This window comes from Streptomyces sp. P9-2B-2, from assembly GCF_030406865.1.
GTDB lineage: Bacteria > Actinomycetota > Actinomycetes > Streptomycetales > Streptomycetaceae > Streptomyces > Streptomyces platensis.
In genome coordinates this window covers 1,842,160-1,866,109 of sequence record NZ_CP129126.1, presented here as the reverse complement: position 1 = coordinate 1,866,109, position 23,950 = coordinate 1,842,160, and the positions used below count along the sequence as shown (strand labels likewise).

The window sequence follows — 23,950 nt, the reverse complement described above, 5'->3', positions numbered from 1 at the left end:
CGGAGAACGGATGGGGCCCGGCGCACGGCGGACGGGTCAGGCGGCCCTGGCCTTCGTGGCGTAGATGTCGACGTACTCCTGGCCGGACAGCTCCATCACGTCGCTCATCACCTCGTCGGTGACGGCCCGCAGGACATAGCGGTCGCGGTCCATACCGTCGTAGCGGGAGAAGTCCAGCGGCTCACCGAAGCGCACCGTCACCGGCGCGATGTGCGGGAGGCCCTTGCCGCCGGGCTGCACCTTGTCGGTGCCGATCATCGCGAACGGGACGACCGGCGCACCGGTCATCAGGGTGAGCCGGGCGATGCCGGTACGGCCGCGGTAGAGACGGCCGTCGGGGGAGCGGGTGCCCTCCGGGTAGATGCCGAAGACGCTGCCCTCCTCCAGGATCCGGCGGCCGGTCATCAGCGCCGCGACCCCGCCGTGCCCGCCGTCGCGGTCAACCGGGATCATGCCGGCGCTGGTGAAGAACCAGGCCATCAGCCGGCCCTTGACGCCCTTGCCGGTGACGTACTCGTCCTTGCCGATGAAGTACACCGGGCGCTTGACCACCAGGCTCAGGAACAGCGAGTCGATGAAGGTGACGTGATTACCGGCGAGGATCACCGGTCCGGTCGCCGGAATGCGCTCCATGCCCTCGACCTTCGGGCGGTACAGGACACGCATGACGAATCCGAGAATCGCCTTCAGCACAATGCGGGACAACGGGCCCTCCGGGACGTGATGGTCAATGTCAAGCACACGCGGAACTCCGCGCAGCCAAGGACCATACTCGCGGGTCACTCCCGCGCGCACATCGGGTTCACGAGGTCGATACGCACAGTTGACATGTGTTACCACCATCTTCCCCCCGATGTCGTCGTCCGGCTCCCCGGCATGGCCCGTCCGTGCCTACGATCGGCCGGGTTCCGTGGGCCGGTGTGCAACACGCCTCACCGCACGCCGGAAAACACCCGGAAGCACCCCGAAGACCAGCGAATGCCTCAGACAAGGAGTGTGCGCATGCACAAGGGCCAGCAGCCGGGACGGCGGACGGTACTGGGGGCCGCGGCTCTCGGCGCGGGAGCGGCGGTGTTCGGCGGAGCCGGCCAGGCGAGCGCGGCCGGCCGGGCCGGGGCGCCCCAGGAGCTGCCGGTACCGCTGATCGTCGGCCACCGCGGCGCCAGCGGCTACCGCCCCGAGCACACCTTCGGCTCCTACCAACTCGCCCTGGACATGGGCGCGGACGTCATCGAGCAGGACCTCGTCCCCACCAAGGACGGGCATCTGGTCTGCCGCCACGAGAACGACATCACCGCCACCACCGATGTCTCCGCGCACCCCGAGTTCGCGGACCGCAAGACCACCAAGACCGTCGACGGGGTGAAGCTGACCGGCTGGTTCACCGAGGACTTCACGCTCGCCGAACTCAAGACGCTGCGCGCCAAGGAGCGCATACCGGGCACTCGGCAGCACAACACCCTCTACGACGGGGTGTGGGAGGTGCCGACCTTCGAGGAGGTGCTGCGCTGGGCCGAGCGCGAGGGCCGTAAGCGGGGCCGCCGCGTCTGGCTGCACATCGAGACCAAGCACCCCACCTACTTCCGCAAGCTGGGCCTCGGCCTGGAGGAGCGGCTGGCCAAGGCGCTGCGCGCGCACGGCCGGCACCGTAAGAACTCCCCGAACTTCCTTCAGTCCTTCGAGCCCAGCAGCATCCAGCGCCTGGGCAAGCTCGTCGACTGCCCCAAGGTCGTGCTGCTCTCCACGCTCGACTCCCGGCCCTGGGACTTCACCGAGGCCGGCGACCCGCGCAAGGTCGCCGATCTGGTCAAGCCCGAGGGCCTGAAGTGGCTGGCCGGTTTCGCCCAGGGCATCGGGCCGGACCTGACCGTGATCATCCCGCGGGACAAGGACGGCAAGCTCGGCGAGCCCACGTCCGTCGTCAAGGACGCGCACGCCGCCGGACTGGTCCTGCACCCGTATACGGTCCGCAACGAGAACAGCTTCCTGCCGGCCGACTACCGCCGCGGCACCGACCCGAACGCCTACGGCGACGCCCTCGGGGTGTTCAAGGCGTACCTCGGCACCGGTATCGACGGCCTGTTCTCCGACAACCCCGACACCGCGCTGCTGGCCGCCGCGGAGTTCCGCAAGCGCTGACGCCGGCCGCGGACCGCCGTCGCGGCGGCGCCCGGCCGCCCGGACCGGCCCCACCTCCCCGGCATTCTCATCTGAGTTGGGAATGTCACAGGGGAGCTGGGTGCCGGTCCGTTCCGCTTGCCCCAATTGCCTGCGCAGAATGCTCGCGGCGAAGATTGCCGCCGCCCTCCGCCGGGGATTCCGGAAGAGGCGGTGTCAGCACCGCCGGGCGGCGCCGGGTACCCCACGGCACCGTCGGTCAGGGCACATCGTTCCGGGCGCACCCCTCTCACCCCCAGCGCGCCCGGACCAGCGAACCGAATAGGGGAGGCATACGCGCATGGGCACGAGTGTGACCATCTCTGCGGCGACCGACCAGGACGCCGAGCAGATCCTCAAGCTCCAGTACCTCTGCTACCAGCAGGAAGCCGCGCTGTACGACGACTACGGCATCGAGCCGCTCACCCAGACGCTGCAGGCGCTGCGGGCCGAACTCGGCGAGGGCTGCGTCGTGGTGGCCCGGCTCGGCGAGGAGGTGGTCGGCGCCGTGCGCGGCACGGTCGACGAGGACGGCACCGGGAGGATAGCCAAACTCATCGTGCACCCGCGGATGCAGCGGCACGGCCTGGGCGGCCGGCTGCTCGACGCCGTCGAGGGCCGGCTGGTGGCCGAGCGCTCGGCCACCAGCTACCGCCTGTTCACCGGCCACCGCAGCGAGGGCAATCTGCGGCTCTACCGCAGCCACGGCTATGTGCCCGTGGGCACCGAGCAGCGCACCCCCCGGCTGAACGTGGTCACGCTGGAGAAGGAAGTACCCCAGCCGGCCGGCGCGGGGGAACTCGTCGCACAGGCCTAGGGCCGGAGGCGGACCCGCACCTGGCGGGTGGGTCCGCCTCCATCCGTCCTCGTCGGAGCGGACAGCGGAGCCGATGGCGGAGCCGCTGTCAGAGCAGATAGAGGAAGACCCCGGGGGCCGCGTCGCTGCCGCCCGTGGTGGTGAGCGTGATGGTGACCGTGCCCGCGGCATGGCTGGGCGCGACGGCCGCGACCCGGGTGTCGGACAGCACGGCGAAGGTGGCCGGGACGCTGCCGAAGGTCACCTGGGTGGTCGTCGCCAGCGCGGTGCCCGTGATGTCGACCAGCGTGCCGCCCGCGGGCAGACCGGTCACCGGGCTGAAGCCGGTGACGTTCGGCGCGGCCACGAAACCGAAGGTCCCGGACGCGGTGGCGGTGCCGCCCTGCGCGGTGACCACCAGGGCCACCTCGCCCGCCGCATGGGCCGGGCTGACGGCCGTGAGCTCACTGTCGGACAGCACCGTCGGCGTCACGGCGGTGCTCCCGAACAGCACGGACGTGGCGGTGGTGAGGTTGCGTCCGGTGACGGTGACCGTGCTGCCGCCCGCCAGGGGCCCGGAGGCCGGCGAGACATCGAGGATCACCGGCGGGAGGACGTAATAGAAGGGCACCGGATTGCTGGTGCCCCCCGGTGTGGTCACCGTGGTGTCGACCACACCGGCTCCCGAGGGGGCCACCACCGACACCGAGGTGGGCGAAGTGGCCGTGATGGTGGCCGGTTTGCTTCCGAAGCGCACCACCGTGGCCCCGGTGAGACCGGTGCCGGTGAGGGTCGCCGCGAAACCGCCGCCGGTGGAACCCTGGTTCGGACTGATCGGCATCTTCCGCTCCGTTTCCGCGCCGGCGAACCCCCTGAACGCCTGTCGGACTCCAGTCAGACAGGGCGTCCGCCCCGGGGCGAGGTGCGGCCCCGCTATTCACCCGGATGGCGCAGCTCGCTCGCCGGGCGGCCTCAGGCCGTCGTTCGCTCCGTACGCGACCGGCGCAGCCACAGCAGCCCGGTGACGGGCAGGAAGACCGGGATGAAGAGGTAGCCCATGCCGTAGTCCGACCAGACCGTGGCGTCGGGGAACGCGGACGGGTCGAGCAGCGTCCAGGTGCCGATGGCGAACACCCCGAGCAGCTCCAGCGCACAGCAGGCGAACGCGGCCCGGCGGGCGCCCTCGCCGCCGCGCACCAGCGAGAAGGTGATGAACCCGTAGACGAGCGCGGAGCCCGCCGAGAGGCCGTACGCCAGCGGGGCCCGGTCGAACTGGGCGAGGAGCTGGTACAGCGAGCGGGAGGCGGCCGCGACGGTGAAGATGCCGTAGAGCGCGACCAGCAGCCGGCCGGGGCCGGTGCCCAGGGAGCGCCGGGCCGGGCCGGCCTCGGTGGGCTGTGGGGTCCTCGTGATCTCAGGCACTGCCGCCTCCCCAGATGTCGAACAGCCGCACTTCCAGGACGGCCAGCACCACGGCGCCCGCCGCGACGGTGGCCGAACCCCAGCGGGTCCGCTCCGACAGCGACATGAAGCCGGTCGCCGGGACACAGGCGGCGGCCCCGAGCAGATACGAAACGAAGAGCGCGGTGCCCTTGTCCGGCGACACTCCGCGGGACAACTGCACGACGGCGATGACCAGTTGGACGATGCCGAGCAGCGACACCAGGCCCATGCCGATGAAGTGCCAGTCCTTGGTGGGCTGGTCACGGAACGCCGCGAAGCCGCACCAGGCGGCGAGGGCGAGAGCGGTCACCGCGACCGCGATCGTCAGCGCGTCGATCACCGGGGCCTCCGGACGGCGTGGCCGCGCGCCGTGGGGTTGTGGAGCATGGAGCGATGCTAATCGGCGGCGGGCGGGCGGCCGCGCCCGGCCCCACCGCGGTCCGCACGCCCGCGGGAGGGCGCCCCGGGCTCCCGGGCCCCGGCCAGGTTCCGGCCACGCGCCGGGACGCCGACCGTGGCGTTGACCACAGCACACCGGGCCCCGCGCCGTCGGCCGCTCATCCGCTCCCGCCACGCCTCGCCGCATCAGTGCAGGCCACGGACGGGTCGGGCGAGATCGTTTCCGCCGGGCGAGAGGCTGTCCACGGGTCGGTCAGTGGTGTCCGCAATGCGGACTGGCTTGATCGGGCTGTGCTGCTGTCTGGTTTACTGCCCGCATGACCACGACGAGCTACCGCACCCCTGCGACCGAGGCGTACCAGACGCCCGGTGCTCGTTGCATGTGTCGAATGTGTGACCGCTGAGGGCCCCCGCCTGAGCCTCGCGCCCCGAAGCGAGACCCTGCCATGAGCCGTACGTCGGACGCCCGACGCCCTCGGCCGCCCCGCGTCACCGGAACCCGGAGCCGGGCCCCGCGCCCGCCGCCGCTCCCTGTTCCCCTCTGCCGCACTCGCAAGAATGCCCCGTGCCCGGCGGGCGAGCCGCCGAGCACTCGACAGTGACGGAATTCCCTGTGATCACCACAACGGGCCTGACCAAGGTCTACCGTTCCGGAGACCGCGAAGTCACCGCCCTGGACGGCGTCGATCTGCACGTCCGCGAAGGAGAGGTGTACGGCGTCATCGGCCAGAGCGGCGCCGGCAAGTCCACCCTCATCCGCTGCCTCAACCTCCTGGAGCGCCCCACCTCCGGCACGGTCACCGTCGCCGGCCAGGAACTGACCTCCATCGCCGGCCGCGGCAAGCGCGCCAGCGCCGGACTGCGCGCCGCCCGCAGCCACATCGGGATGGTCTTCCAGCACTTCAACCTGCTGTCCTCACGCACCGTGCAGGACAACGTCGAACTGCCGCTGGAGATCCTCAAGGTCGACCGCCGGGAGCGCTCCCGCAAGGCGCTGGAGCTGCTGGACCTGGTCGGCCTCGCCGACAAGGCCAACGCCTACCCCGCCCAGCTCTCGGGCGGCCAGAAGCAGCGCGTCGGCATCGCCCGCGCGCTGGCCGGCGACCCCAAGGTGCTGCTCTCCGACGAGGCCACCAGCGCCCTGGACCCGGAGACCACCCGCTCCATCCTCCAGCTGCTGCGTGACCTCAACCGCAAGCTGGGCCTGACCATCGTGCTCATCACGCACGAGATGGACGTCGTCAAGACGATCTGCGACTCGGCCGCGCTGATGAAGAACGGCCGCGTCGTCGAGCAGGGCACCGTCGCCGAACTGCTCGCCACCCCCGGCTCCGAGCTGGCCCGGGAGCTGTTCCCGGTCGGCGGCGAGCCCTCCGCCGACGACCGCACCGTCGTCGACATCACCTTCCACGGCTCGGCCGCCACCCGCCCGGTGATCTCCGAGCTGTCGCGCACCTACAACGTCGACATCTCGATCCTCGGCGCCGCCATGGACACCGTCGGCGGCAAGCAGATCGGCCGGATGCGCATCGAGCTGCCCGGCCGCTTCGAGGAGAACGTCGTGCCGATCGGCTTCCTGCGGGAGCAGGGGCTCCAGGTGGACGTGGCGGACGTCGCCACCGGCGCCGCAGCGACCGCCACCGACCCCGCCGACCGGCCGGTCACCCCGGAGCCCGCCGCCGCGCTCCAGAAGGAAGGTGCCAAGTGACCTGGAACGAGATGCAGCCGCTGCTGTACGACAACACGCTCGACACCCTCTTCATGGTGTGGTGGTCGACCTTCTACGCGGTGCTCTTCGGCATCCCGGTCGGTGTGCTGCTGCATCTGACCCAGCGCGGTGCCGTCCTGCAGAACGTCGTGGTCAACAAGGTGCTCGGCGCGATCGCGAACATCGGGCGGTCTTTCCCGTTCCTGATCCTGATCGTGGTGCTGATCCCCTTCACCCGGCTCCTCGTCGGCGTCTCCATCGGCCCGACCGGCGCGGTGGTCCCGCTGGCCCTCGCCGCCATCCCGTTCTTCGCCCGGCTGGTGGAGGCCGCGCTGCGCGAGGTCGACCACGGCCTGGTCGAGGCCGCCCACGCGATGGGCGGCGGCACCTGGACGATCGTCTTCAAGGTGCTGCTCCCGCAGGCGCTGCCCGCACTGATCGCCGGCGTCACCACCCTGGTCATCCAGCTGATCGGCTACTCCGCCATCGCCGGTGCGGTCGGCGGCGGCGGTCTGGGAAACCTCGCCTACACCTACGGCTATCAGCAGTACGAGACCTCGCTGATGATCGCCACCGTGGTGGAGCTGATCCTCCTGGTCACCCTCGTCCAGGTACTCGGCGACCTCGTCGTCCGCCGGCTCGCCCAGCGCGGCACCCGTGCCTCCTCCCTGCGCGTCGGTCTGCGCCGCACGCGCACCGAGGAGCCGGCCGCCGTCACCGAAGCCGCCTGATCCCGGAGCCACCCGCTCCGCCCAAGAGCCCGGACCCTTTGCCGGGCGGACCTCACGCGGAACCCTCGCGTGTGACACAAGAAAGAGGCACTCTTCGTGCGCAACACCGTCAAGATCACCGTGGCCATCGCCGCCGCCTCCGCCGTCGCCCTCGGCGCGAGCGCCTGCTCGGCGCCCTCCGACACCACCGCCAGCAGCGACAAGGGTGACAAGAACGCCCCGCTCGTCGTCGCCGCGAGCCCCACCCCGCACGGCACCATCCTCGACTTCGTCAAGAACGAGCTGGCGGCCAAGGAAGGCCTCAAGCTGGTCGTCAAGCCGTTCACCGACTACAAGATGCCGAACAAGGTCACCGACGACGGCCAGGTCGACGCCAACTTCTTCCAGCACAAGCCGTTCCTCGACACCTTCAACAAGGAGAACGGCACGCACATCGTGCCCGTCCAGAACGTGCTCATCGAGCCGCTCGGCGTCTACTCCAAGAAGATCGACAAGCTGGCGGACCTCAAGGCCGGCAGCACCGTCTCGGTCCCGAACGACCCCTCCAACGAGGGCCGCGCGCTCAAGCTGCTCGCCGACAACGGTGTGATCACGCTCAAGCCCGGTGTCGGCTCCGACGCCAAGCTGACGGATGTCAAGGACGACAAGGGCATCAAGATCACCGAGCTGGAGGCCGCACAGACCGCGCCGCGTATCGAAGACGTCGACGCCGCGATCATCAACGGCAACTTCGCCATCGGCGCCCACCTCAAGCCCTCGAAGGACGCGCTGGCCCTGGAGAAGGCGAAGGGCAACCCCTACGCCAACTTCCTCGCCGTCAAGAAGGGCAACGAGAACGACCCGCGGGTCAAGAAGCTGGCCAAGCTCCTGAACTCCCCCGAGGTCAAGAAGTTCATCGAGGACAAGTACAAGGACGGCTCGGTCATCCCGGCCTTCGGCCCGGCCAAGAGCTGACGGCCACCGGCGGCCAGGAGCCGACGGCCACCTAGGGGGCTGAGGGCTCCGCCGCCCAGCGCGGCCGGGAACTCTGCCGCCCACTGGCCGAGGGCTCTGCCGCCCCCTACTGGGCCGGTTTTCCGCCGGGCCGGTTTTTTCCCCGCCGCCCACCCCCCCCTTCGGGGGCTGGGCGGGTGTGGACACGCAGTCGCCGTGCGCAGGTCACCGGAAGGTGTCCGTCCGCACGGGCGGCCCGCAGGCCCCGGACGCGCCCGGCGCGCGCCCGGGGCCCACGCACGTGCACACCCGTACGCCGATGCTGCATGCTGGTGCATTCAAGACGGTCAAGACGGCCCGTGACCTCGCGGTCTCACAGCCCGCGACGGTCCGGACACCACAGTCAACGGCGTGGGAGCAGCGGCATGACATCCACCTTTCCGGACACCTCGATCAGCACGGACCGGCTGGTGCTGCGCCCCTTCGAGGAGGCCGATGTGCCGTCCCTCGCCGCGATGATGAACGACGAGCTGGTCGCCGCCTGGACCGCGATACCCCAGCCGTACACCGAGGACGCCGCGCGCCGCTGGACCACCGAGAGCGCCCAGGCGGAGCGGATGTCGGGCCACGGGATCGATTTCGCGGTCACCGAGTTCCTCACCCAGCGCCTGGTCGGCGTGGTCCAACTGCGCAACACCGACTGGCGGATCCGCTCCAGCGAGATCAGCTACATCGTCGCCTCCTGGGCCCGCGGTGAGGGGTACGCCTCCGAGGCCTCGCTCGCCGTCGCCCACTGGCTCTTCCACGACCGGAAGTTCGAACGCATCGAGCTGCGCACCGCCGCCGGCAACACCGCCTCCCAGCAGGTCGCCCAGAAGATCGGCTGCATCAGCGAGGGCGTGCTGCGCAACGCCTTCATAGCCCGCAGCCGCACCGAGGACGGCGGCTGGACGGACATCCGGACCGATCTGATCGTGTGGAGCCTGCTGCCCGAGGACCTCGAAGGGGTCCCCGGCCGCCTGGCGGATGCGAACGGATTCAGCTACCCCGAGTGGAACTGACCACGCCCGCACTCAGGTCCGTACCGCACGGGGTAGTCTCGGCCTGCCGCGCCTCTGCGCGACCAGCGCGGAACAGCGCACCACAGCGGTACCACCACCGGCCAACGGCCGCTCTGTCTGCCGCCCCGCCCGCGTAACCACAGCAGCCCCAGGAGACTGACGAGCATGGCCGACCGGGTCACGGTGATCGGATGGGACGGCTCTCCACTGACCGCCGCAGCCCGCTCCGCGCTCGGCGCCGCCACGCTGGTGGCCGGCGCCGCCCACCACCTCGCCCTTCCCGAAGTGCCGCCGAACGCCGAACGGATCCGGCTCGGCAGTGTGACCCTGGCCGCCCGCCGTATCGCCCAGCACCGCGGCACCGCCGTGGTGCTCGCCGACGGCGACCCCGGCTTCTTCGGTGTCGTCCGCACCCTGCGGGCCCCCGAGCACGGCCTGGAAGTGGAAGTGGTCCCGGCCGTCTCCTCCGTCGCCGCCGCCTTCGCACAGGCGGGCATGCCCTGGGACGACGCCCAGGTCGTGGTCGCCCACAGCCGCGATCTGCGCCGTGCCGTGAACGTCTGCCGCGCCCACACCAAGGTCGCGGTGCTCACCTCGCCGGGCGCCGGTCCCGCCGAACTCGCCCTGCTGCTCGGCGGCGTCCACCGCACCTTCGTGATCTGCGAGGAACTGGGCACCGAACGGGAGCAGGTGACGGTCCTCACCTCCGACAAGGCCGCCGACCATGTCTGGCGTGACCCCAATGTCGTCATTGTCATCGGCGGTTCGCCTGCCGGTGCCGCGGCGCAGGGCACCGGCTGGATCGCCGGTCACGAGGTCGGCCACCCGACGGGCCCGCGCGGCTGGGGACTTCCGGCGAGCGCGTACGGCGGCGCCCTGGGCGAGGGCGAGTCCGTCCAGCTGCGCACCGCGCAACTCGCGCGTCTCGGGCCGCAGGTGGGCGACCTGGTCTGGGACATCGGCGCGGGCAGCGGCGCCGCCGCGGTGGAGGCCGCGCGCTTCGGCGCCGCCGTCATCGCGGTCGACGCCGACCCGGACGCCTGCGCACGCACCACCGCCCTCGCCCGCCGGCACGGTGTCCAACTCCAGGTCGTGCACGGCCGGGCGCCGCAGATCCTGGAGGACCTGCCCGAGCCCGACGTGATCCGGGTCGGCGGCGGGGGAGCGGACGTGCTCACCGCCTGCGCGGCCCGCCGTCCCGAACGTATCGTCACCCACGCGGCCACCCGCGACGAGGCCGAATCGCTCGGCCGGGCGCTGGCCGACGGCGGCTACGAAGTCGAGTGCGCACTGCTCCAGTCCGTGGACCTGGACACCACCGTCTGGGTCGAACGCGAGCGGTCCGTGGTGTTTCTTCTCAGCGGGTATCGCGTTCCTCACCCGTGACCAGCACGGCAACCCGCGCGAGGTAGGCTGGCGGATCGTTGCGCCGCCGTTCCGCATTCGGCTTCGTACGCCAATATCCGGAAAAAGCTGTGGTTTTGGCCGAATATGAAGCTCTGGAGAGCGGACGTGCCGCGAGGCGTGCTCGCTCGTTCTAGCTATCGGGGCGTCGGCGCGCCCCGGTCGAGCGCGTCGCACGAGCGGTTGGAAGGAGCACTACCAATGGGCGAGGGGTACGCATGACCGACACCGGCCAGGTCCCGGGCGAGGGACAGCCGGAGAACGCAGGCGGACATCCCGGGCAGCCGCAACCCGGGGCCACTCCCTCCCCTGCCGACGCCGGACCGACGGAGCAGCCAGGCATGATGCCCGCTCCGGGTGCATACCCCTACCTCGGCCAGACCGACGGCGCGGTCGCGGACGACGATCTGCTGATGCCGGGCGCCCAGGGCGCCTGGAGCGAGCAGCCCGCGCACCAGCCGCTCCCGCAGCCGCAGGACACCCTCCACGGTGCGGACCCCCAGGGCGCGCCCTTCGACCCGGCCGCCCAGGGGACCCCCGGCTACGAGCCGACGCCCGCCCCGACCGGCGATCACGAGAGCGGCGGCCGGGACTCCGGTTCCGTCGACCTCAGCGCCGTCCGCATCCCCCAGCCCGCGGCCCCGCAGCCGGACCGGGCCCGCGCGGCCGCCCCCGCCACGCCCCCGCGCCGCCCGCTGCACATGGGCCCGCCGGTCCCCGACCCCACCGGCGGCGTGGTCCGTTCGCTCGCCGACCGCGGACCGGCCGAGGTCCCCGTACCCCCCGCCGCACGGCACGCCGGGCCTCCCACGGGCGGCCCCGAATACTTCGACGCCCCGGCCACGCCCGACGTGCCCGCCCCGGCGGCCGACGCCCAGACCGCCGCCGACCTGCCGTACGCCGAGCAGCCCCCCGGGGAGGTGGCGGCGGCCGAGCAGTCCTACGCCGCGCCCTCGTACGGTGAGCAGTCCTACGGCGGGCAGTTGAACGCCGAGCAGACCTACGGCGCCGCGGGCCAGGGACCGTTGCCCGGCCCGCAACTCGGCGAGATCCCGTCACAGGTGCCGCAGTGGAACGACGCTGCCGCCCAGGCCCCCGCCGCCCCGCTTGCAGAAACGGTCGCCCCCGAGGCACCCGTCGCCCCCGCCGAGCCCGTACAGCCCGCCCCGCAGGACGCGGCACTGCCCGTCGAACAGCCGATGCCGCTGCCGGCCGAGGACGGCGGGCAGGCCGCGGATGGCGGGCAGGCCGCTCCCGTCACCGGAGCCGCTGCCGAGGCCGGGCAGGAGACGCAGGCCGAGGTGCCGATGGCGCCGCAGGACGGTGCTGCGGACGCGGTGCCGGATGCGATTGCGCCCGGTCACGACGGAACGGCTGTGGCGGAGGGCGCTGCAGTGGAGGGCGTCGCGTCGGAGGCCGTGACGGCGGATGGTCCCGCTGTGGACGGCGCCGTGCAGGATGTCGCCGCTGCGGACGTCCCTGTGCAGGATGTCGCCGTCGCGGACGCCGCTGTGGACGCGCCTGTGCAGGATGTCGCTGCGCCGGATGCCTCCGTGCCGGACGCGCCCGCGCCCGACGCCCCCGTGCAGGACGCCCCCGGACAGGCCCCCGCCCGGGATGCCCAGCAGCCCGAGGCCGTCGCCGCCGAGGCGCCCGAGGCGCCCGTTGCCCAGGACGTGCCCGCCGAGCCCGACGCACATGCACCGGCACAGCCCGCCGATGCCTCGGCCCCGGCGCAGCCGACCGATGCCCCGGCCCCGACCGACGCGCCCGCCCAGGCCACGGCACCCGAAGCGGACCAGTCGGCGGCCGACGCCCCCGCCGAGGCCCCCCAGGCACCGCAGGCCGAGCAGCCCGCCGAGCAGCCCGAGGCGACCATCGAGCCCGTCGCCGCCGAGGCCGCCTCCACGGAGACCCAGCCGGACGCCGCCGCCGAGGCCCAGCCGGACGCCGCCGCCGACCCCCAGCCGGACCCCGCGGCCGCCACCCCCGCCGAAGCCACCCCGGACCAGGCCACCCCGGCCGACGCCACCGCCGACGCCCCCATCGCCGAGCCCGTCGCCCCGACGTCCGACACCGCCCCCCAGGGCTCTGTCGCCCCGCCCGCGACCGACGACGGTGTGCCCCAGGAACAGGCCGTCATAGAGCCGTCCGAGGCACCGCAGCCGGCCGCCGTAGAGCCGCAGCCCGGCGCCCCCGTGGACGCCGCTGGCCGGCAGACCACCCAAGAGCCCGCCCCGGAGGCCGTGATGCAGGACGCGGGCGCCCCCGCCGAGCAGCAGCCCGCAGTGGCCGCTGCGGACGCCGTCGACAACCCGGCCGAGCCGACGGCCGCCGCCGAGCCGACCGCCCCCGCGGCCGAGGCGGCCCCCGCCGAGCCCGCCGAGGACGCCGCGCCCGCAGCCGTCGCCGAGCCCGCAGAGGCCACCCCCGACGCCCCCGCCGAGCCGCTCGCCGAAGCCCGGCCCGTCAGCGTCCACATCCCGGCCCAGGCGTCCGGCGAGCACACCCCCGTCGGCGCCCCGGCTCCACAGACCGCGGCCCCCGCCGACGAGCCTGCCCCCGACGCCGAGCCCACCGCCGACGCCGACGAGACGCCCCAGCAGCAGGACGCCGCGGCACTCGTCCAGCTCGGCGAGGACGAGGGCGAGGGCGAAGACGGCGACCAGTCGCAGGTGGCCGACCAGCAGAGCCCGGCCGGTACGTCCGACGTCGCCGACGGCCTGCTGTCCCCGGCCGCCGGGTACGACGACTCCGAGCGCGCCGCCGTCCACCGCGTGATCCGCGAACGCCGCGACATCCGCAACGGCTTCCGCAGCGACCCGATCCCCAACGATGTGCTGCTGCGCGTCCTGGAGGCCGCCCACACGGCCCCCAGCGTCGGCCACTCGCAGCCCTGGGACTTCGTGGTCATCCGCTCGGCCGAGACCCGCGAGAAGATGCACCAGCTCGCGATGGCGCAGCGCGAGGCGTACGCCAAGTCGCTGCCCAAGGCGCGCGCCAAACAGTTCCGCGAGCTGAAGATCGAGGCGATCCTCGAAACGCCGGTGAACATCGTCGTCACCGCCGACTCCACCCGCGGCGGCCGGCACACCCTCGGCCGCCACACCCAGCCGCAGATGGCCCCGTACTCCTCCGCGCTCGCGGTCGAGAACCTCTGGCTCGCCGCCCGTGCCGAGGGCCTGGGCGTCGGCTGGGTCAGCTTCTTCGACGAGCGGGAGATGGTCCGCGAACTGGACCTGCCCGAGCACCTCGAAGTCGTCGCCTACCTGTGCGTCGGCTACGTCGACGAGTTCCCGGAGGATCCCGAGCTGCTCCAGGCCGGCTGGTCCAAGCGCCGTCCGCTGTCCTGGGTCGTGCACGAGGAGACCTACGGCCGCCGCGCGCTGCCCGGTGAGAGCCCGCACGACCTCCTCCAGGAGACCCTTCAGGGCATCCGCCCGCTGGACGCCAAGGCACTCGGTGAGGCGTGGGAGCGGCAGAAGCGGATGACCAAGCCCGCCGGGGCGCTGGGCATGCTGGAGATCATCTCCGCGCAGCTGTCCGGGCTGTCCCGCAAGTGCCCGCCGCCCATCCCGGAGCCGGCCGCCGTCGCGATCTTCGCCGGTGACCACGGTGTGCACGCCCAGGGCGTGACCCCCTGGCCCCAGGAGGTCACCGGCCAGATGGTCGCCAACTTCCTGGGCGGCGGCGCGGTCTGCAACGCCTTCGCCAACCAGGTCGGCGCCGAGGTCTGTGTCGTGGACGTCGGTGTCGCGGGCGATCTGCCCGCCACCCCCGGCCTGCTGCCGCGCAAGGTCCGCCCCGGCACCGCCGACTTCACGGCGGGCCCGGCGATGACCCAGGAGGACGTGCTCAAGGCCATCGAGGTCGGCATCGACACCGCCCGTGACCTCGTCGCGGCCGGCAACAAGGCGCTGCTCACGGGCGAGATGGGCATCGCCAACACCACCACCTCCGCCGCGCTGATCGCCGTCTACACCGGCGTCGACCCGGTCGAGGTCACCGGCCGCGGCACCGGCATCAACGACGAGACCCACGCCCGCAAGGTCGATGTGGTCCGCCGCGCCCTGGAGCTGCACCAGCCCGACCCCGCCGACCCCATCGGTGTCCTCGCCGCGATCGGCGGCCTGGAGCACGCCGCCCTCGTCGGCCTGATCCTCGGCGGCGCCTCGCTGCGTACGCCGGTGATCCTCGACGGGGTCAGCGCCGGCGCCGCCGCCCTGGTGGCCCGTGCCATCGCCCCCGAGGCGCTGGCTGCCTGCATCGCCGGGCACCGCAGCGCCGAGCCCGGCCATGTCGCGGCCCTGAACAAGCTGGGCCTGCGCCCGCTCGTCGACCTCGATCTGCGCCTCGGCGAGGGCACCGGCGCCCTGCTCGCCCTCCCCGTGGTGCAGAGCGCCGCCCGCGCCATGCACGAGGTCGCCACCTTCGACTCCGCCGGAGTGACGGAGAAGACCTGATCAGGCCCTGACCTCCGCATGACCCCCGGCCCGCAGCCCCATAGGCTGTGGGCCGGGGCCGTACCGCCACCCCGGCCGTCCCCCTCACAGCCGCTCCAGAGCCGCAGCGGCTGCGCCGGTCGCCGAACCCGCATCATCCGCACAAGGAGCCGTACCGCCATGGCTGAGCACGTCGCCGAACACGCCGCCTACCCCGTCGGACTGCGGCTGTCCGGCCGCCGGGTGGTTGTCCTGGGCGCCGGACAGGTCGCCCAGCGCCGGCTCCCGTCCCTCGTCGCCGCCGGCGCGGATGTCCTGCTGATCTCCCCGTCCGCCACTCCGTCCGTCGAGGCGATGGCCGATGCCGGCGAGGTCCGCTGGGAACGCCGCCGCTACCAGGACGGCGACCTCGACGGCGCCTGGTACGCGCTGATCTCCACCGACGACCCGGAGGCCAACGCCGCCGCGTCCCACGAGGCCGAGGACCGCCGGGTGTGGTGCGTACGCTCCGACGACGCCGAGGCGGCCACCGCCTGGACTCCGGCCACCGGCCGCAGCGAGGGCGTCACCGTCGCCGTGCTCACCGGCCGCGACCCGCGCCGCTCCGCCGCCGTACGCGACGCGATCGTCGAGGGCCTCCGGGACGGCAGCCTCGCCGCCCCGCACCACCGACGCCCGCACACCCCGGGCGTCTCCCTGGTCGGCGGCGGCCCCGGCGACCCGGACCTGATCACCGTCCGCGGCCGCCGGCTGCTCGCCGAGGCCGATGTGGTCATCGCCGACCGCCTCGGCCCCCGCGACCTGCTCGCCGAACTGCCGCCGCATGTCGAGGTCATCGACGCCGCGAAGATCCCCTACGGCCGCTTCATGGCCCAGGAGGCCATCAACAACGCGCTGATCGAGCACGCCAAGGCCGGCAAGGCCGTGGTCCGGCTCAAGGGCGGCGACCCGTTCGTCTTCGGCCGCGGCATGGAGGAGGCCCAGGCGCTCGCCGAGGCCGGGATCCCCTGCACGGTCGTCCCCGGCATCTCCAGCACCATCTCGGTGCCCGGCGCCGCCGGTATCCCCGTCACCCACCGCGGCGTCGCCCACGAGTTCACCGTCGTCAGCGGCCATGTCGCCCCCGACGACGCGCGCTCGCTGGTGGACTGGCCGTCGCTGGCCAAGCTCCGCGGCACCCTCGTCGTCCTGATGGGCGTGGAGAACAGCGGCGCCATCGCCGCCAAGCTCATCGCGCACGGCCGCGCCGCGGACACCCCCGCCGCCGTCATCCAGGAGGGGACCACCGCGGCCCAGCGCCGCGTCGACGCCACCCTCGCGACCCTCGGCGAGACCGTACGGGCCGAGGGCGTCCGCCCCCCGGCGGTCATCGTCATCGGCGAGGTCGTCGCCGTCGCCCCTGCCCCCAGGTAACCGATCCCCCGACGCGGCATTGGCACCCCGACACCGACAAGGCACTATCTCCCCGTGGCAGAAATCATCACCGTCGACGACCCGGACGACCCGCGGCTGGCCGATTACACCGGCCTGACCGACGTCGAGCTGCGGCGCCGGCGCGAGCCCGCGGAAGGGCTCTTCATCGCCGAGGGCGAGAAGGTCATCCGGCGGGCCCGGCACGCCGGTTACGCGATGCGCTCCATGCTGCTCTCGGCCAAGTGGGTCGACGTGATGCGCGATGTCATCGACGAGGTCCCGGCCCCGGTCTACGCCGTCAGCCCGGCCCTCGCCGAGCGGGTGACGGGCTATCACGTGCACCGCGGCGCGCTGGCCTCCATGCAGCGCAAGCCGTTGCCCACGGCCACCGATCTCCTCGCCGGGACCCGCCGCATCGTGGTCATGGAAGCGGTCAACGACCACACCAACATCGGCGCGATCTTCCGCAGCGCGGCGGCCCTGGGCATGGACGCGGTGCTGCTCTCCCCGGACTGCGCCGATCCGCTCTACCGCCGCTCGGTGAAGGTCTCGATGGGTGCGGTGTTCTCCGTGCCGTACGCCCGCCTGGAGAGCTGGCCCCGGGACCTGGCCGCCGTACGGGAAGCCGGCTTCAAGCTGCTCGCCCTTACTCCGGCCGAGAAGGCCACCGCCATCGACGAGGCCGCCCCGCACACCCTGGAGCGCGCCGCGCTGATGCTGGGCGCCGAGGGCGACGGCCTGAGCACCGGCGCCCTGCGGGCCGCCGACGAATGGGTCCGCATCCCGATGGCGCACGGCGTGGACTCCCTCAACGTCGGCGCGGCCGCCGCGGTCGCCTTCTACGCGGTGGCCACCGGGCGCCCGGCTTAGCGCCTGGGGTGTGCAGGGGCCGTGGCCCTTGGCTCTTGAATCAGCGGACGGGCCTTGCCCCACCGACGGGCCTTGCCCCACCGAACGGGCCCTGCCCCGGCGGCCGCCGCCCCTCGGCGGCCGCCGCAACAGCCCCCTCGTCGGCCTCCACAACAGCATCCGGGTGCGGGAATACCCTCCCGCCCCCACCCGTTGAGGCCCGCAGGGGGCGCCCCCACCCCCTAAGGGATCCGTTCCCCTACCCCGTAAGGCCCCGCCACCCCCACCCCGGCGGCCGCCGAAGCGGACCGTTCCGCCCCGAGTCCGCGGGCCGGCCCCTGGCACCCCTGGGCGGCCGCGATGCCGAGCGCCACCAGCAGCGTCACCACCACGAACACGATGACGCGCTGACGCAGCAGCCGGCGGTCGGGGCCCGGCCGGCGCCCGCCGGAGGTCGTACGGACCGGGGTACGTGAACCGTTTCGCCCCGTGGGCCGCGCGGCCGGGACCCGTCGCCCGTTGCGCCCGCCGGTCCGCGGATTCTTCCCCGCGGCCGAGGCCGGACCGGCCGGCCGGTCCGCCGCGTCCCGCGGGACCGGGGGACGGGAGGGATGCGGACGCGGCGAGGAGCTGCCCGCCGTCCGGCGCTCGGTGCGCTGGCGCGCGTACTCCTCGGCCCGCTGCCCGGTCGGCCGCTCCGAGGTCCGGCGCTCCCAACCGGCCCCGGCCCCGGGCCCGTTCTCCAGCGGCCCGCCCGACAGCCCGTGCGCCTCACGGGCCGCGATCTCCTTGAGCCGCAGCGACAGCGACAGCGTGCTGGGACGGTCCGCCGGGTCCTTGGCCAGGCACGACGCGAGCAGCGGCGCCAGCGCGTCCGGTACCCCGCCGAGGTGCGCCTCCTCGTGGACCACGCGGTAGAGCATGACCTCCGAACTGCCCTGCCCGAAGGGGGAGTCCGCGGTGCAGGCGTACGCGAGGGTGGCGCCCAGCGCGAAGATGTCCGTCGCCGGGGTCACCGCGGCCCCGCGCACCTGCTCCGGCGCCAGGAAGCCCGGTGAGCCGACGGCCGTACCGACATGGGTCAGGGTGCTGGCGCCGGTCGCCCAGGCGATACCGAAGTCGATGATCCGCGGGCCCTTGGGCGACAGCAGAATGTTGGACGGCTTCAGATCGCGGTGCACCACGCCCGCGTCATGGACGGCCAGCAGCCCCTCGGAGAGCGCGGCGCCGATGGAGGCGACCTCCGCCGGGGACAGCGGCCCCTCCTCGTTGATCTTGTCGTGCAGCGAGGGTCCCGGGACGTACTGCGTGGCGAACCAGGGGCGGTCCGCGTCGAGATCGGCCGCGACCAGCCGGGCCGTACAACCACCGCGGATCCGCCGGGCGGCGGAGACCTCACGGGCGAACCGCGAGCGGAATTCCTGATCCTCCGCCAGGTCCGGCCGGATCACCTTGAGCGCCACCCGCTGCCCGCGCTTGTCCGAGCCGAGGTAGACCACACCCATCCCGCCCGCGCCGAGCCGGCGGTGCAGCCGGAACGTCCCGACGACACGCGGGTCCTCGCGTCGGAGCCGCATCATCGCCATGTCCGTCCCCTACCTGCGGTGGGGAGCCCCCTCCGCTGCCAACCGTCTGACGTGGCACAGCTTACGGATTGACGGCTCGCTGTGCTGAGAGGCCGCGCATGCGTCGGCCGGTGGATTGACCGGGGCCACCTGCGGTCCCCGACGTGCGTGAGCGCTTCTTCCCGGCGGGCGGCCCGGTATCCCCGGTGCGATCCCAATGATCCGCTGGAGAAGGGGGATTGGCGGGATGTAGCGGGATCGGGCCGGGTTGGTGACGGATGCGGGGGATACGGCCGGGGTGCGGGAAGGGGCGGCGGGCCGGGTGCGGTGCGGGGCGGGACCGCCGTGCGCGGGGGAGCGGCCGGAGTGAGCGAGGTCACCCTCAGGAGTGCCCGGGACGGTCCGTCCGACGGTCCCCCCTCGGGGATGTCCCCAGGTCCTGGACGTGTTTCTCCACCCAGAGGAGTACACGGGACGCGGTGAGGTCATCCTCCTGGAGGCCGCCCATTCGATACGACGGCATGACGCCTGCGGCCGCCCGCGTGCCTAGGGTGGTTTTCAAGCGGCGGGTGGTGCACTCGTCCCCCGAGGTCAGACGCCCGCCGCCCCAGAACACGACGGGAGCGGGACGATGGCGCAGACCTCCGGGCGGAGGGGCCTTCGGGCGCAGGGGCGCAGAGTCCCCGCGGCGCTCGCGGGCCGGCAGTCCGCCGGTACCCGCCATCCCCTCGTCGCGGTGGTCATGGTGCTGCCGCTGGCGATCGTTCTCGCCGTGGTCTTCGGCGGCTGGGAAGCCGTGCTGACACAGGCGTCGTCCGTGGTCGGATTGTTGGGGCGCTGAACTGGCGCCCCGGTCCCGGGAGAGCGGCCCGGGACGGGGGACATCCGGCCGAAACCCCGTGGGGACGGGGGGTGCGGCGGACGGCACGACGGCCGGGCATCTGGGGAGATGCCCGGCCTTCGAGCGTTCCGGACCGCGGCCGTCCCGTTCCGCCCGCACCGCGCGTACGATCCCGGACCGGGCCGCCCATGGCCCGCACCACCACGCACGGCGCATCCGGCCCGGGCCGGACTCGGGGGACCGATGACCACCTCACTGCTCGACCGTCTGGCCGCCCTGTCCGCGACGGCGACCAGGGAAGATGCCCCGGCCCCCTCCTGCGAGGTCCTCGCCGACCGCCCCGACGGCACGGTCGTCCGCAGCGGCCGTACGGTCGCCAAGGCGCACGCCCCCGACGGCGACCCCCGCGCCCTCGCCGCCCGGCTGCGCATCGCCGCCCACCCCCTCCTGCACGGCATCCTGCTGCCCCCGCTCCCGGTCACCGCCCCCGACGGCTATCTCACCCTCACCGAAGAGGGCCGTGCGCTCACCCGCTGGCCCTACGGCAGCCCGGCCCCGCCCGACGACCCCGACGCCGCCCCCTGGGAGGACACCGCCCGCCTGCTGGCCCGGCTGCACCGCGTCGACCTGCGCCAACTTCCCGGCCCCGTGCCGCCGATGCGCGGCCCCGCCAAGGCCGCCCGTGCCCTGGCCCGGCTGCGGACCGCACCGGTTCCGTCCAACGGCCGGGCGTCCGGGCACCACGCACCCCTGACCGCCGCCGGGCCGCTGCCCGCGGCTGCCGCCGCCGTCGAGCGGGCCTGGGCCACGCTGCCCCCGTGGGCCCGGGGCGAGGCCCCGCCGCCGCGGACCGGCACCCTCTGCCACGGCGATCTGCACCTGGGCCAGCTCATCCGCCACCCCGCCGGCGACGGCCCCTGGCTCCTCATCGACATCGACGACCTCGGCCGGGGCGACGGAGCCTGGGACCTGGCCCGCCCCGCCGCCTGGTTCGCCACCGGCCTGCTGGCCCCGGACCTCTGGACGCGCTTCCTGGCCGCCTACCGCGCGGCCGGTGGCCCGGTCGTGGGTCCGGACGGCGATCCCTGGCCTGACCTGGACCTTCCGGCCCGCACGCTCACCGTGCAGACCGCCGCGCTCGCCATAGCCAAGGCCGCCACCGCCGACCGCTCCCTGGACGAGGCCGAGACCGCGTTCGTCGACGCCTGTGCCCGGATGACGTCCCCGCCGCAGCAGTTGGCGCCCACCGGCCCCGGCGTAGGCTGAACGCCCCGCTGCCGGGAGGCCGTTCCGGTGGTGCCGCCGTGAGCGGCGGTGGACGACAGGAGTTGAGCGACGATGCAATGCCCCAAGTGCCATGCACCGATGCAGACATACCAGCGCAATGGCGTGCAGATCGAGCAGTGCGCCGGCTGCCGGGGGATATTCCTGGACTACGGGGAGCTGGAGGCGCTGACCCGTCTCGAGTCACAGTGGGCGCAGCAGGCCCCGCCGCCACCCGCTCCGCAGGCTTACCCGCAGGCTCCTGCTTGGGGCGCCCCGCAGCACGGCCACCACGGTCATCACGGCAACCATGGACACCACGGCCATCACCGCGGCTTCGGCCACATGCTCTTCTCCTCCTGAAACACGACCGAGGGCCGGAGCGAAATGCTCCGGCCCTCGGGATCAGGTGTGGACGATACTGGGATTGAACCAGTGACCTCTTCCGTGTCAGGGAAGCGCTCTCCCGCTGAGCTAATCGTCCGCGGGACCACGGATCCCGAAAGATCCGCAGCTGCGTGCGCGATACTGGGATTGAACCAGTGACCTCTTCCGTGTCAGGGAAGCGCTCTCCCGCTGAGCTAATCGCGCGGGACGGACACCCCGTTTCCGGGGATCCAGTGGACGATACTGGGATTGAACCAGTGACCTCTTCCGTGTCAGGGAAGCGCTCTCCCGCTGAGCTAATCGTCCTTGGAGGTGGAGACGGGATTTGAACCCGTGTAGACGGCTTTGCAGGCCGTTGCCTCGCCTCTCGGCCACTCCACCAGGAGTGAGGGGGTTCGGGAAGATCCCCCACATCGAGCGGACGACGAGACTCGAACTCGCGACATCCACCTTGGCAAGGTGGTGCTCTACCAACTGAGCTACGTCCGCAGGTGTCTCTCCCAGACTACGTCCGGGAGCTACTCGGCCTCCGGGACGCTTGCGTGTCCCGGCGACGTGTTGAACTCTAGCGGATTCCGGGGCCAGTACAAAAACGCGTTTGTGCAGCGTGCTGCGGTGCTGGCTCGGCGCAGGCGGCCCGCGGGCCGCCGCCATAGACTCGCTGACGTGCACGACTTCGCTCCGATGGCACGCTTCGGCGGCCTGATAGCCACTGACCTGCGGGATGTGACCAGCGATCCCGCGGCCCTGGACTCCACGGGCTGGTGGGCGGTCGCCGCCGACTTCGAGGGCACAGTGGTCTGTGCCCGCTTCGGCGACGTCCGGCCGGCCACTACGGCGGACCGGCCCGCCGCCGACGCCTGGCGGGGCCCCGCGCCCGAGGACTGGATCAGCTCGCTGGACCGTGACGCCTATACCGGCGGTGTGCGGCGCGTCCGTGAACACATCGCGGCCGGCGACGTCTACCAAGTGAATCTCTGCCGGGTGCTGACCGCGCCGCTGCCCGACCCCGGCCGGGCCGATGTCGACGCGCTGTCCGCGGTGCTGGCCCGCGGTAATCCGGCGCCGCACGCGGGCACCATCCGGCTGCCCTCGCACGGCGTCGAGATCGCCAGTGCCTCCCCGGAGCTGTATCTGCGGCGCGACGACCGCGTCGTGAGCTCCGGTCCCATCAAGGGCACCGGGCGGACCGCGGCGGACCTCTCGGCGAAGGACCGGGCGGAGAACGTGATGATCGTGGACCTGGTCCGCAACGATCTCGGCCGGGTCTGCGCCACCGGAACCGTCACCGTCCCGGCACTGTGCGCCGTCGAGGAACACCCCGGCCTGGTCCACCTCGTCTCCACGGTGCGCGGTGAGCTGGCCGAGGCCAACGAGAAGACCGCCTGGGCGGATCTGCTGGGCGCCACCTTCCCGCCCGGGTCGGTGACCGGCGCCCCCAAGTCCAGCGCGCTGCGGATCATCGACGAGTTGGAGACCGCCCCCCGCGGCCCGTACTGCGGAGGCATCGGCTGGGTCGACGCGGACCGCCGCACCGGCGAGCTCGCGGTCGGCATACGGACGTTCTGGATCGACCGCACCCCGCCCGGCGGCCCGGTGCTGCGTTTCGGCGCCGGCGCGGGGATCATCTGGGACTCCGATCCGGAGCGGGAGTGGGCCGAGACCGAGTTGAAGGCGCGCAGGCTGCTGGCGGTAGCGTCGGGCCTGCATGAGGTGAGTGGAGGAAAGCGATGAAGATCTGGCTCGACGGGGCACTGCAGGACGCGGAGAGCGCCCGGGTCTCGGTTTTCGACCACGGGCTGACGGTCGGCGACGGAGTCTTCGAGACCATCAAGGCCGAGCACGGCCGCGCCTTCGCCCTCACCCGTCATCTGGAGCGCCTGACCACTTCCGCCCGCGGGCTCGGGCTGCCCGATCCCGACCTCGACGAGGTGCGGCGCGGCTGCGAGGCCGTCATGGCGGCCAACCCGATGGCCCTCGGCCGGCTGCGGCTCACCTACACCGGCGGTGTCTCCCCGCTCGGCTCGGACCGCGGCGACGCGGGTCCCACCCTGGTCATCGCGCTGTCCGAGACCCGGCGCCGCCCCGACACCACCGCCGCCGTCACCGTCCCGTGGACCCGTAACGAACGCGGTGCGCTCGCCGGCCTGAAGACCACGTCGTACGGCGAGAACGTCGTCGCCCTGGCCCGCGCGCGGGAACGCGGCGCGTCCGAGGCGCTGTTCGCCAACACCGTCGGCGCGCTCTGCGAAGGCACCGGCGCCAATGTCTTCGTCGTCCTGGACGGCGAACTGCACACCCCGCCGCTGCACTCCGGCTGCCTGGCGGGCATCACCCGCGCCCTGACCGTTGGCTGGGCCGGCGCCAAGGAGACCGATCTGCCGCTGGACGTCCTGGAGCGGGCCGAGGAGATCTTCCTGACCTCCACGCTGCGCGATGTGCAGGCCGTGACCCGGATCGACGACCGTCAACTGGCCGACGTCCCGGGCCCGGTGACCGCGGAAGCCATGCGGATCTTCGACGAGCAGGCGGCCGCCGACTTGGATCCGCGGTGATGA

General features: G+C 73.0%; 20 protein-coding genes and 5 tRNA genes. 15 read left to right on the top strand and 10 right to left on the bottom strand.

Annotation, left to right across the window (positions count from 1 at the left end):
- Positions 1-36: 36 nt before the first annotated feature.
- Entirely contained in the window at positions 37-705 is a 669-nt protein-coding gene (locus QT196_RS08000; protein WP_266736499.1) for a lysophospholipid acyltransferase family protein, read from the bottom strand.
- Positions 706-1,002: 297 nt separating this feature from the next.
- Here QT196_RS08000 and QT196_RS07995 point away from each other — a divergent pair, with 297 nt between their 5' ends.
- Together QT196_RS07995 and QT196_RS07990 are read left to right on the top strand one after the other, a co-directional pair.
- Complete coding sequence (locus QT196_RS07995) at positions 1,003-2,139, top strand: glycerophosphodiester phosphodiesterase (protein WP_168478255.1); 1,137 nt, start codon at positions 1,003-1,005, stop codon at positions 2,137-2,139.
- A gap of 319 nt (positions 2,140-2,458) precedes the next feature.
- Positions 2,459-2,974, top strand: coding sequence for a GNAT family N-acetyltransferase (locus QT196_RS07990; protein ID WP_168478254.1), 516 nt, complete (start codon positions 2,459-2,461; stop codon positions 2,972-2,974).
- Positions 2,975-3,062: 88 nt separating this feature from the next.
- Here the strand turns inward: QT196_RS07990 and QT196_RS07985 are convergent, their stop codons facing one another.
- The 3 genes from QT196_RS07985 to QT196_RS07975 form a co-directional block, all read right to left on the bottom strand.
- Positions 3,063-3,794 (bottom strand): IPT/TIG domain-containing protein, encoded by a 732-nt coding sequence (locus tag QT196_RS07985; RefSeq protein WP_168478253.1) that lies wholly within the window; start codon positions 3,792-3,794, stop codon positions 3,063-3,065.
- Positions 3,795-3,925: 131 nt separating this feature from the next.
- Positions 3,926-4,366, bottom strand: coding sequence for a hypothetical protein (locus QT196_RS07980; RefSeq protein WP_266736501.1), 441 nt, complete (start codon positions 4,364-4,366; stop codon positions 3,926-3,928).
- A gap of 1 nt (position 4,367) precedes the next feature.
- Entirely contained in the window at positions 4,368-4,736 is a 369-nt protein-coding gene (locus QT196_RS07975) for a hypothetical protein (protein WP_168478251.1), read from the bottom strand.
- 672 nt (positions 4,737-5,408) lie between these two features.
- Here QT196_RS07975 and QT196_RS07970 point away from each other — a divergent pair.
- The 8 genes from QT196_RS07970 to QT196_RS07935 all read left to right on the top strand — a co-directional run bounded on the left by QT196_RS07970 (position 5,409) and on the right by QT196_RS07935 (position 17,357).
- Positions 5,409-6,503 (top strand): ATP-binding cassette domain-containing protein, encoded by a 1,095-nt coding sequence (locus QT196_RS07970; RefSeq protein WP_168478250.1) that lies wholly within the window; start codon positions 5,409-5,411, stop codon positions 6,501-6,503.
- Positions 6,500-7,234 (top strand): methionine ABC transporter permease, encoded by a 735-nt coding sequence (locus QT196_RS07965; RefSeq protein WP_168478249.1) that lies wholly within the window; start codon positions 6,500-6,502, stop codon positions 7,232-7,234. The genes QT196_RS07970 and QT196_RS07965 overlap by 4 nt, the downstream gene beginning before the upstream one ends.
- Positions 7,235-7,330: 96 nt before the next feature.
- Complete coding sequence (locus QT196_RS07960; RefSeq protein ID WP_168478248.1) at positions 7,331-8,188, top strand: MetQ/NlpA family ABC transporter substrate-binding protein; 858 nt, start codon at positions 7,331-7,333, stop codon at positions 8,186-8,188.
- Between the two features lie 404 nt (positions 8,189-8,592).
- A complete protein-coding gene (locus QT196_RS07955; protein WP_168478247.1) occupies positions 8,593-9,228 on the top strand; it encodes a GNAT family N-acetyltransferase in 636 nt (211 codons plus the stop codon).
- A 165-nt stretch (positions 9,229-9,393) separates the two neighbouring features.
- Positions 9,394-10,614 (top strand): precorrin-6y C5,15-methyltransferase (decarboxylating) subunit CbiE, encoded by a 1,221-nt coding sequence (cbiE, locus tag QT196_RS07950; RefSeq protein WP_168478246.1) that lies wholly within the window; start codon positions 9,394-9,396, stop codon positions 10,612-10,614.
- Positions 10,615-10,850: 236 nt separating this feature from the next.
- Positions 10,851-15,095: a nicotinate-nucleotide--dimethylbenzimidazole phosphoribosyltransferase gene (gene cobT, locus QT196_RS07945; RefSeq protein ID WP_290354656.1), complete on the top strand. Its 4,245-nt coding sequence runs from the start codon at positions 10,851-10,853 to the stop codon at positions 15,093-15,095.
- 159 nt (positions 15,096-15,254) lie between these two features.
- A complete protein-coding gene (gene cobA / locus QT196_RS07940; protein ID WP_290354655.1) occupies positions 15,255-16,487 on the top strand; it encodes a uroporphyrinogen-III C-methyltransferase in 1,233 nt (410 codons plus the stop codon).
- A 54-nt stretch (positions 16,488-16,541) separates the two neighbouring features.
- Entirely contained in the window at positions 16,542-17,357 is an 816-nt protein-coding gene (locus QT196_RS07935) for an RNA methyltransferase (RefSeq protein WP_168478241.1), read from the top strand.
- A 221-nt stretch (positions 17,358-17,578) separates the two neighbouring features.
- Here QT196_RS07935 and QT196_RS07930 read toward each other — a convergent pair whose 3' ends face one another.
- Complete coding sequence (locus tag QT196_RS07930; RefSeq protein ID WP_168478240.1) at positions 17,579-18,922, bottom strand: serine/threonine-protein kinase; 1,344 nt, start codon at positions 18,920-18,922, stop codon at positions 17,579-17,581.
- 610 nt (positions 18,923-19,532) lie between these two features.
- Between QT196_RS07930 and QT196_RS07925 the strand changes: the two genes are divergently transcribed.
- From QT196_RS07925 to QT196_RS07915, 3 genes are all read left to right on the top strand, one after another.
- Entirely contained in the window at positions 19,533-19,742 is a 210-nt protein-coding gene (locus tag QT196_RS07925) for a hypothetical protein (RefSeq protein ID WP_168478239.1), read from the top strand.
- Between the two features lie 243 nt (positions 19,743-19,985).
- The gene (locus QT196_RS07920) at positions 19,986-21,008 is read left to right on the top strand and encodes a phosphotransferase (protein WP_290354654.1); all 1,023 of its coding nucleotides are present in this window, start codon (positions 19,986-19,988) and stop codon (positions 21,006-21,008) included.
- 72 nt (positions 21,009-21,080) lie between these two features.
- The gene (locus QT196_RS07915; protein WP_168478238.1) at positions 21,081-21,368 is read left to right on the top strand and encodes a zf-TFIIB domain-containing protein; all 288 of its coding nucleotides are present in this window, start codon (positions 21,081-21,083) and stop codon (positions 21,366-21,368) included.
- 49 nt (positions 21,369-21,417) lie between these two features.
- Here the strand turns inward: QT196_RS07915 and QT196_RS07910 are convergent.
- The 5 genes from QT196_RS07910 to QT196_RS07890 form a co-directional block, all read right to left on the bottom strand.
- A tRNA-Val gene (locus tag QT196_RS07910) sits at positions 21,418-21,489 on the bottom strand.
- A 35-nt stretch (positions 21,490-21,524) separates the two neighbouring features.
- Positions 21,525-21,596, bottom strand: a tRNA-Val gene (locus QT196_RS07905).
- A 30-nt stretch (positions 21,597-21,626) separates the two neighbouring features.
- Positions 21,627-21,698 (bottom strand) — tRNA-Val (locus tag QT196_RS07900).
- A gap of 1 nt (position 21,699) precedes the next feature.
- Positions 21,700-21,773: transfer RNA gene (locus tag QT196_RS07895), tRNA-Cys, on the bottom strand.
- Between the two features lie 35 nt (positions 21,774-21,808).
- Positions 21,809-21,881 (bottom strand) — tRNA-Gly (locus QT196_RS07890).
- Between the two features lie 177 nt (positions 21,882-22,058).
- On the opposite strand from QT196_RS07890, the gene QT196_RS07885 reads away from it, so the two are divergent.
- Positions 22,059-23,126, top strand: coding sequence for a chorismate-binding protein (locus QT196_RS07885; protein WP_168478237.1), 1,068 nt, complete (start codon positions 22,059-22,061; stop codon positions 23,124-23,126).
- Positions 23,123-23,947: an aminodeoxychorismate lyase gene (locus tag QT196_RS07880; protein WP_168478236.1), complete on the top strand. Its 825-nt coding sequence runs from the start codon at positions 23,123-23,125 to the stop codon at positions 23,945-23,947. Before QT196_RS07885 ends, QT196_RS07880 begins: the two co-directional genes overlap by 4 nt.
- Positions 23,948-23,950: the final 3 nt, after the last annotated feature.

Excerpts from the sequence above, each read along its gene's own strand:
- QT196_RS07995 (WP_168478255.1), top strand. The coding sequence starts at position 1,003 with ATGCACAAGGGCCAGCAGCCGGGACGGCGGACGGTACTGGGGGCCGCG.
- QT196_RS07990 (WP_168478254.1), top strand. The coding sequence starts at position 2,459 with ATGGGCACGAGTGTGACCATCTCTGCGGCGACCGACCAGGACGCCGAG.
- QT196_RS07985 (WP_168478253.1), bottom strand. The coding sequence starts at position 3,794 with ATGCCGATCAGTCCGAACCAGGGTTCCACCGGCGGCGGTTTCGCGGCG.
- QT196_RS07955 (WP_168478247.1), top strand. The coding sequence starts at position 8,593 with ATGACATCCACCTTTCCGGACACCTCGATCAGCACGGACCGGCTGGTG.
- cbiE (WP_168478246.1), top strand. The coding sequence starts at position 9,394 with ATGGCCGACCGGGTCACGGTGATCGGATGGGACGGCTCTCCACTGACC.
- cobT (WP_290354656.1), top strand. The coding sequence starts at position 10,851 with ATGACCGACACCGGCCAGGTCCCGGGCGAGGGACAGCCGGAGAACGCA.
- cobA (WP_290354655.1), top strand. The coding sequence starts at position 15,255 with ATGGCTGAGCACGTCGCCGAACACGCCGCCTACCCCGTCGGACTGCGG.
- QT196_RS07930 (WP_168478240.1), bottom strand. The coding sequence starts at position 18,922 with ATGGCGATGATGCGGCTCCGACGCGAGGACCCGCGTGTCGTCGGGACG.
- QT196_RS07925 (WP_168478239.1), top strand. The coding sequence starts at position 19,533 with ATGGCGCAGACCTCCGGGCGGAGGGGCCTTCGGGCGCAGGGGCGCAGA.
- QT196_RS07920 (WP_290354654.1), top strand. The coding sequence starts at position 19,986 with ATGACCACCTCACTGCTCGACCGTCTGGCCGCCCTGTCCGCGACGGCG.
- QT196_RS07915 (WP_168478238.1), top strand. The coding sequence starts at position 21,081 with ATGCAATGCCCCAAGTGCCATGCACCGATGCAGACATACCAGCGCAAT.
- QT196_RS07880 (WP_168478236.1), top strand. The coding sequence starts at position 23,123 with ATGAAGATCTGGCTCGACGGGGCACTGCAGGACGCGGAGAGCGCCCGG.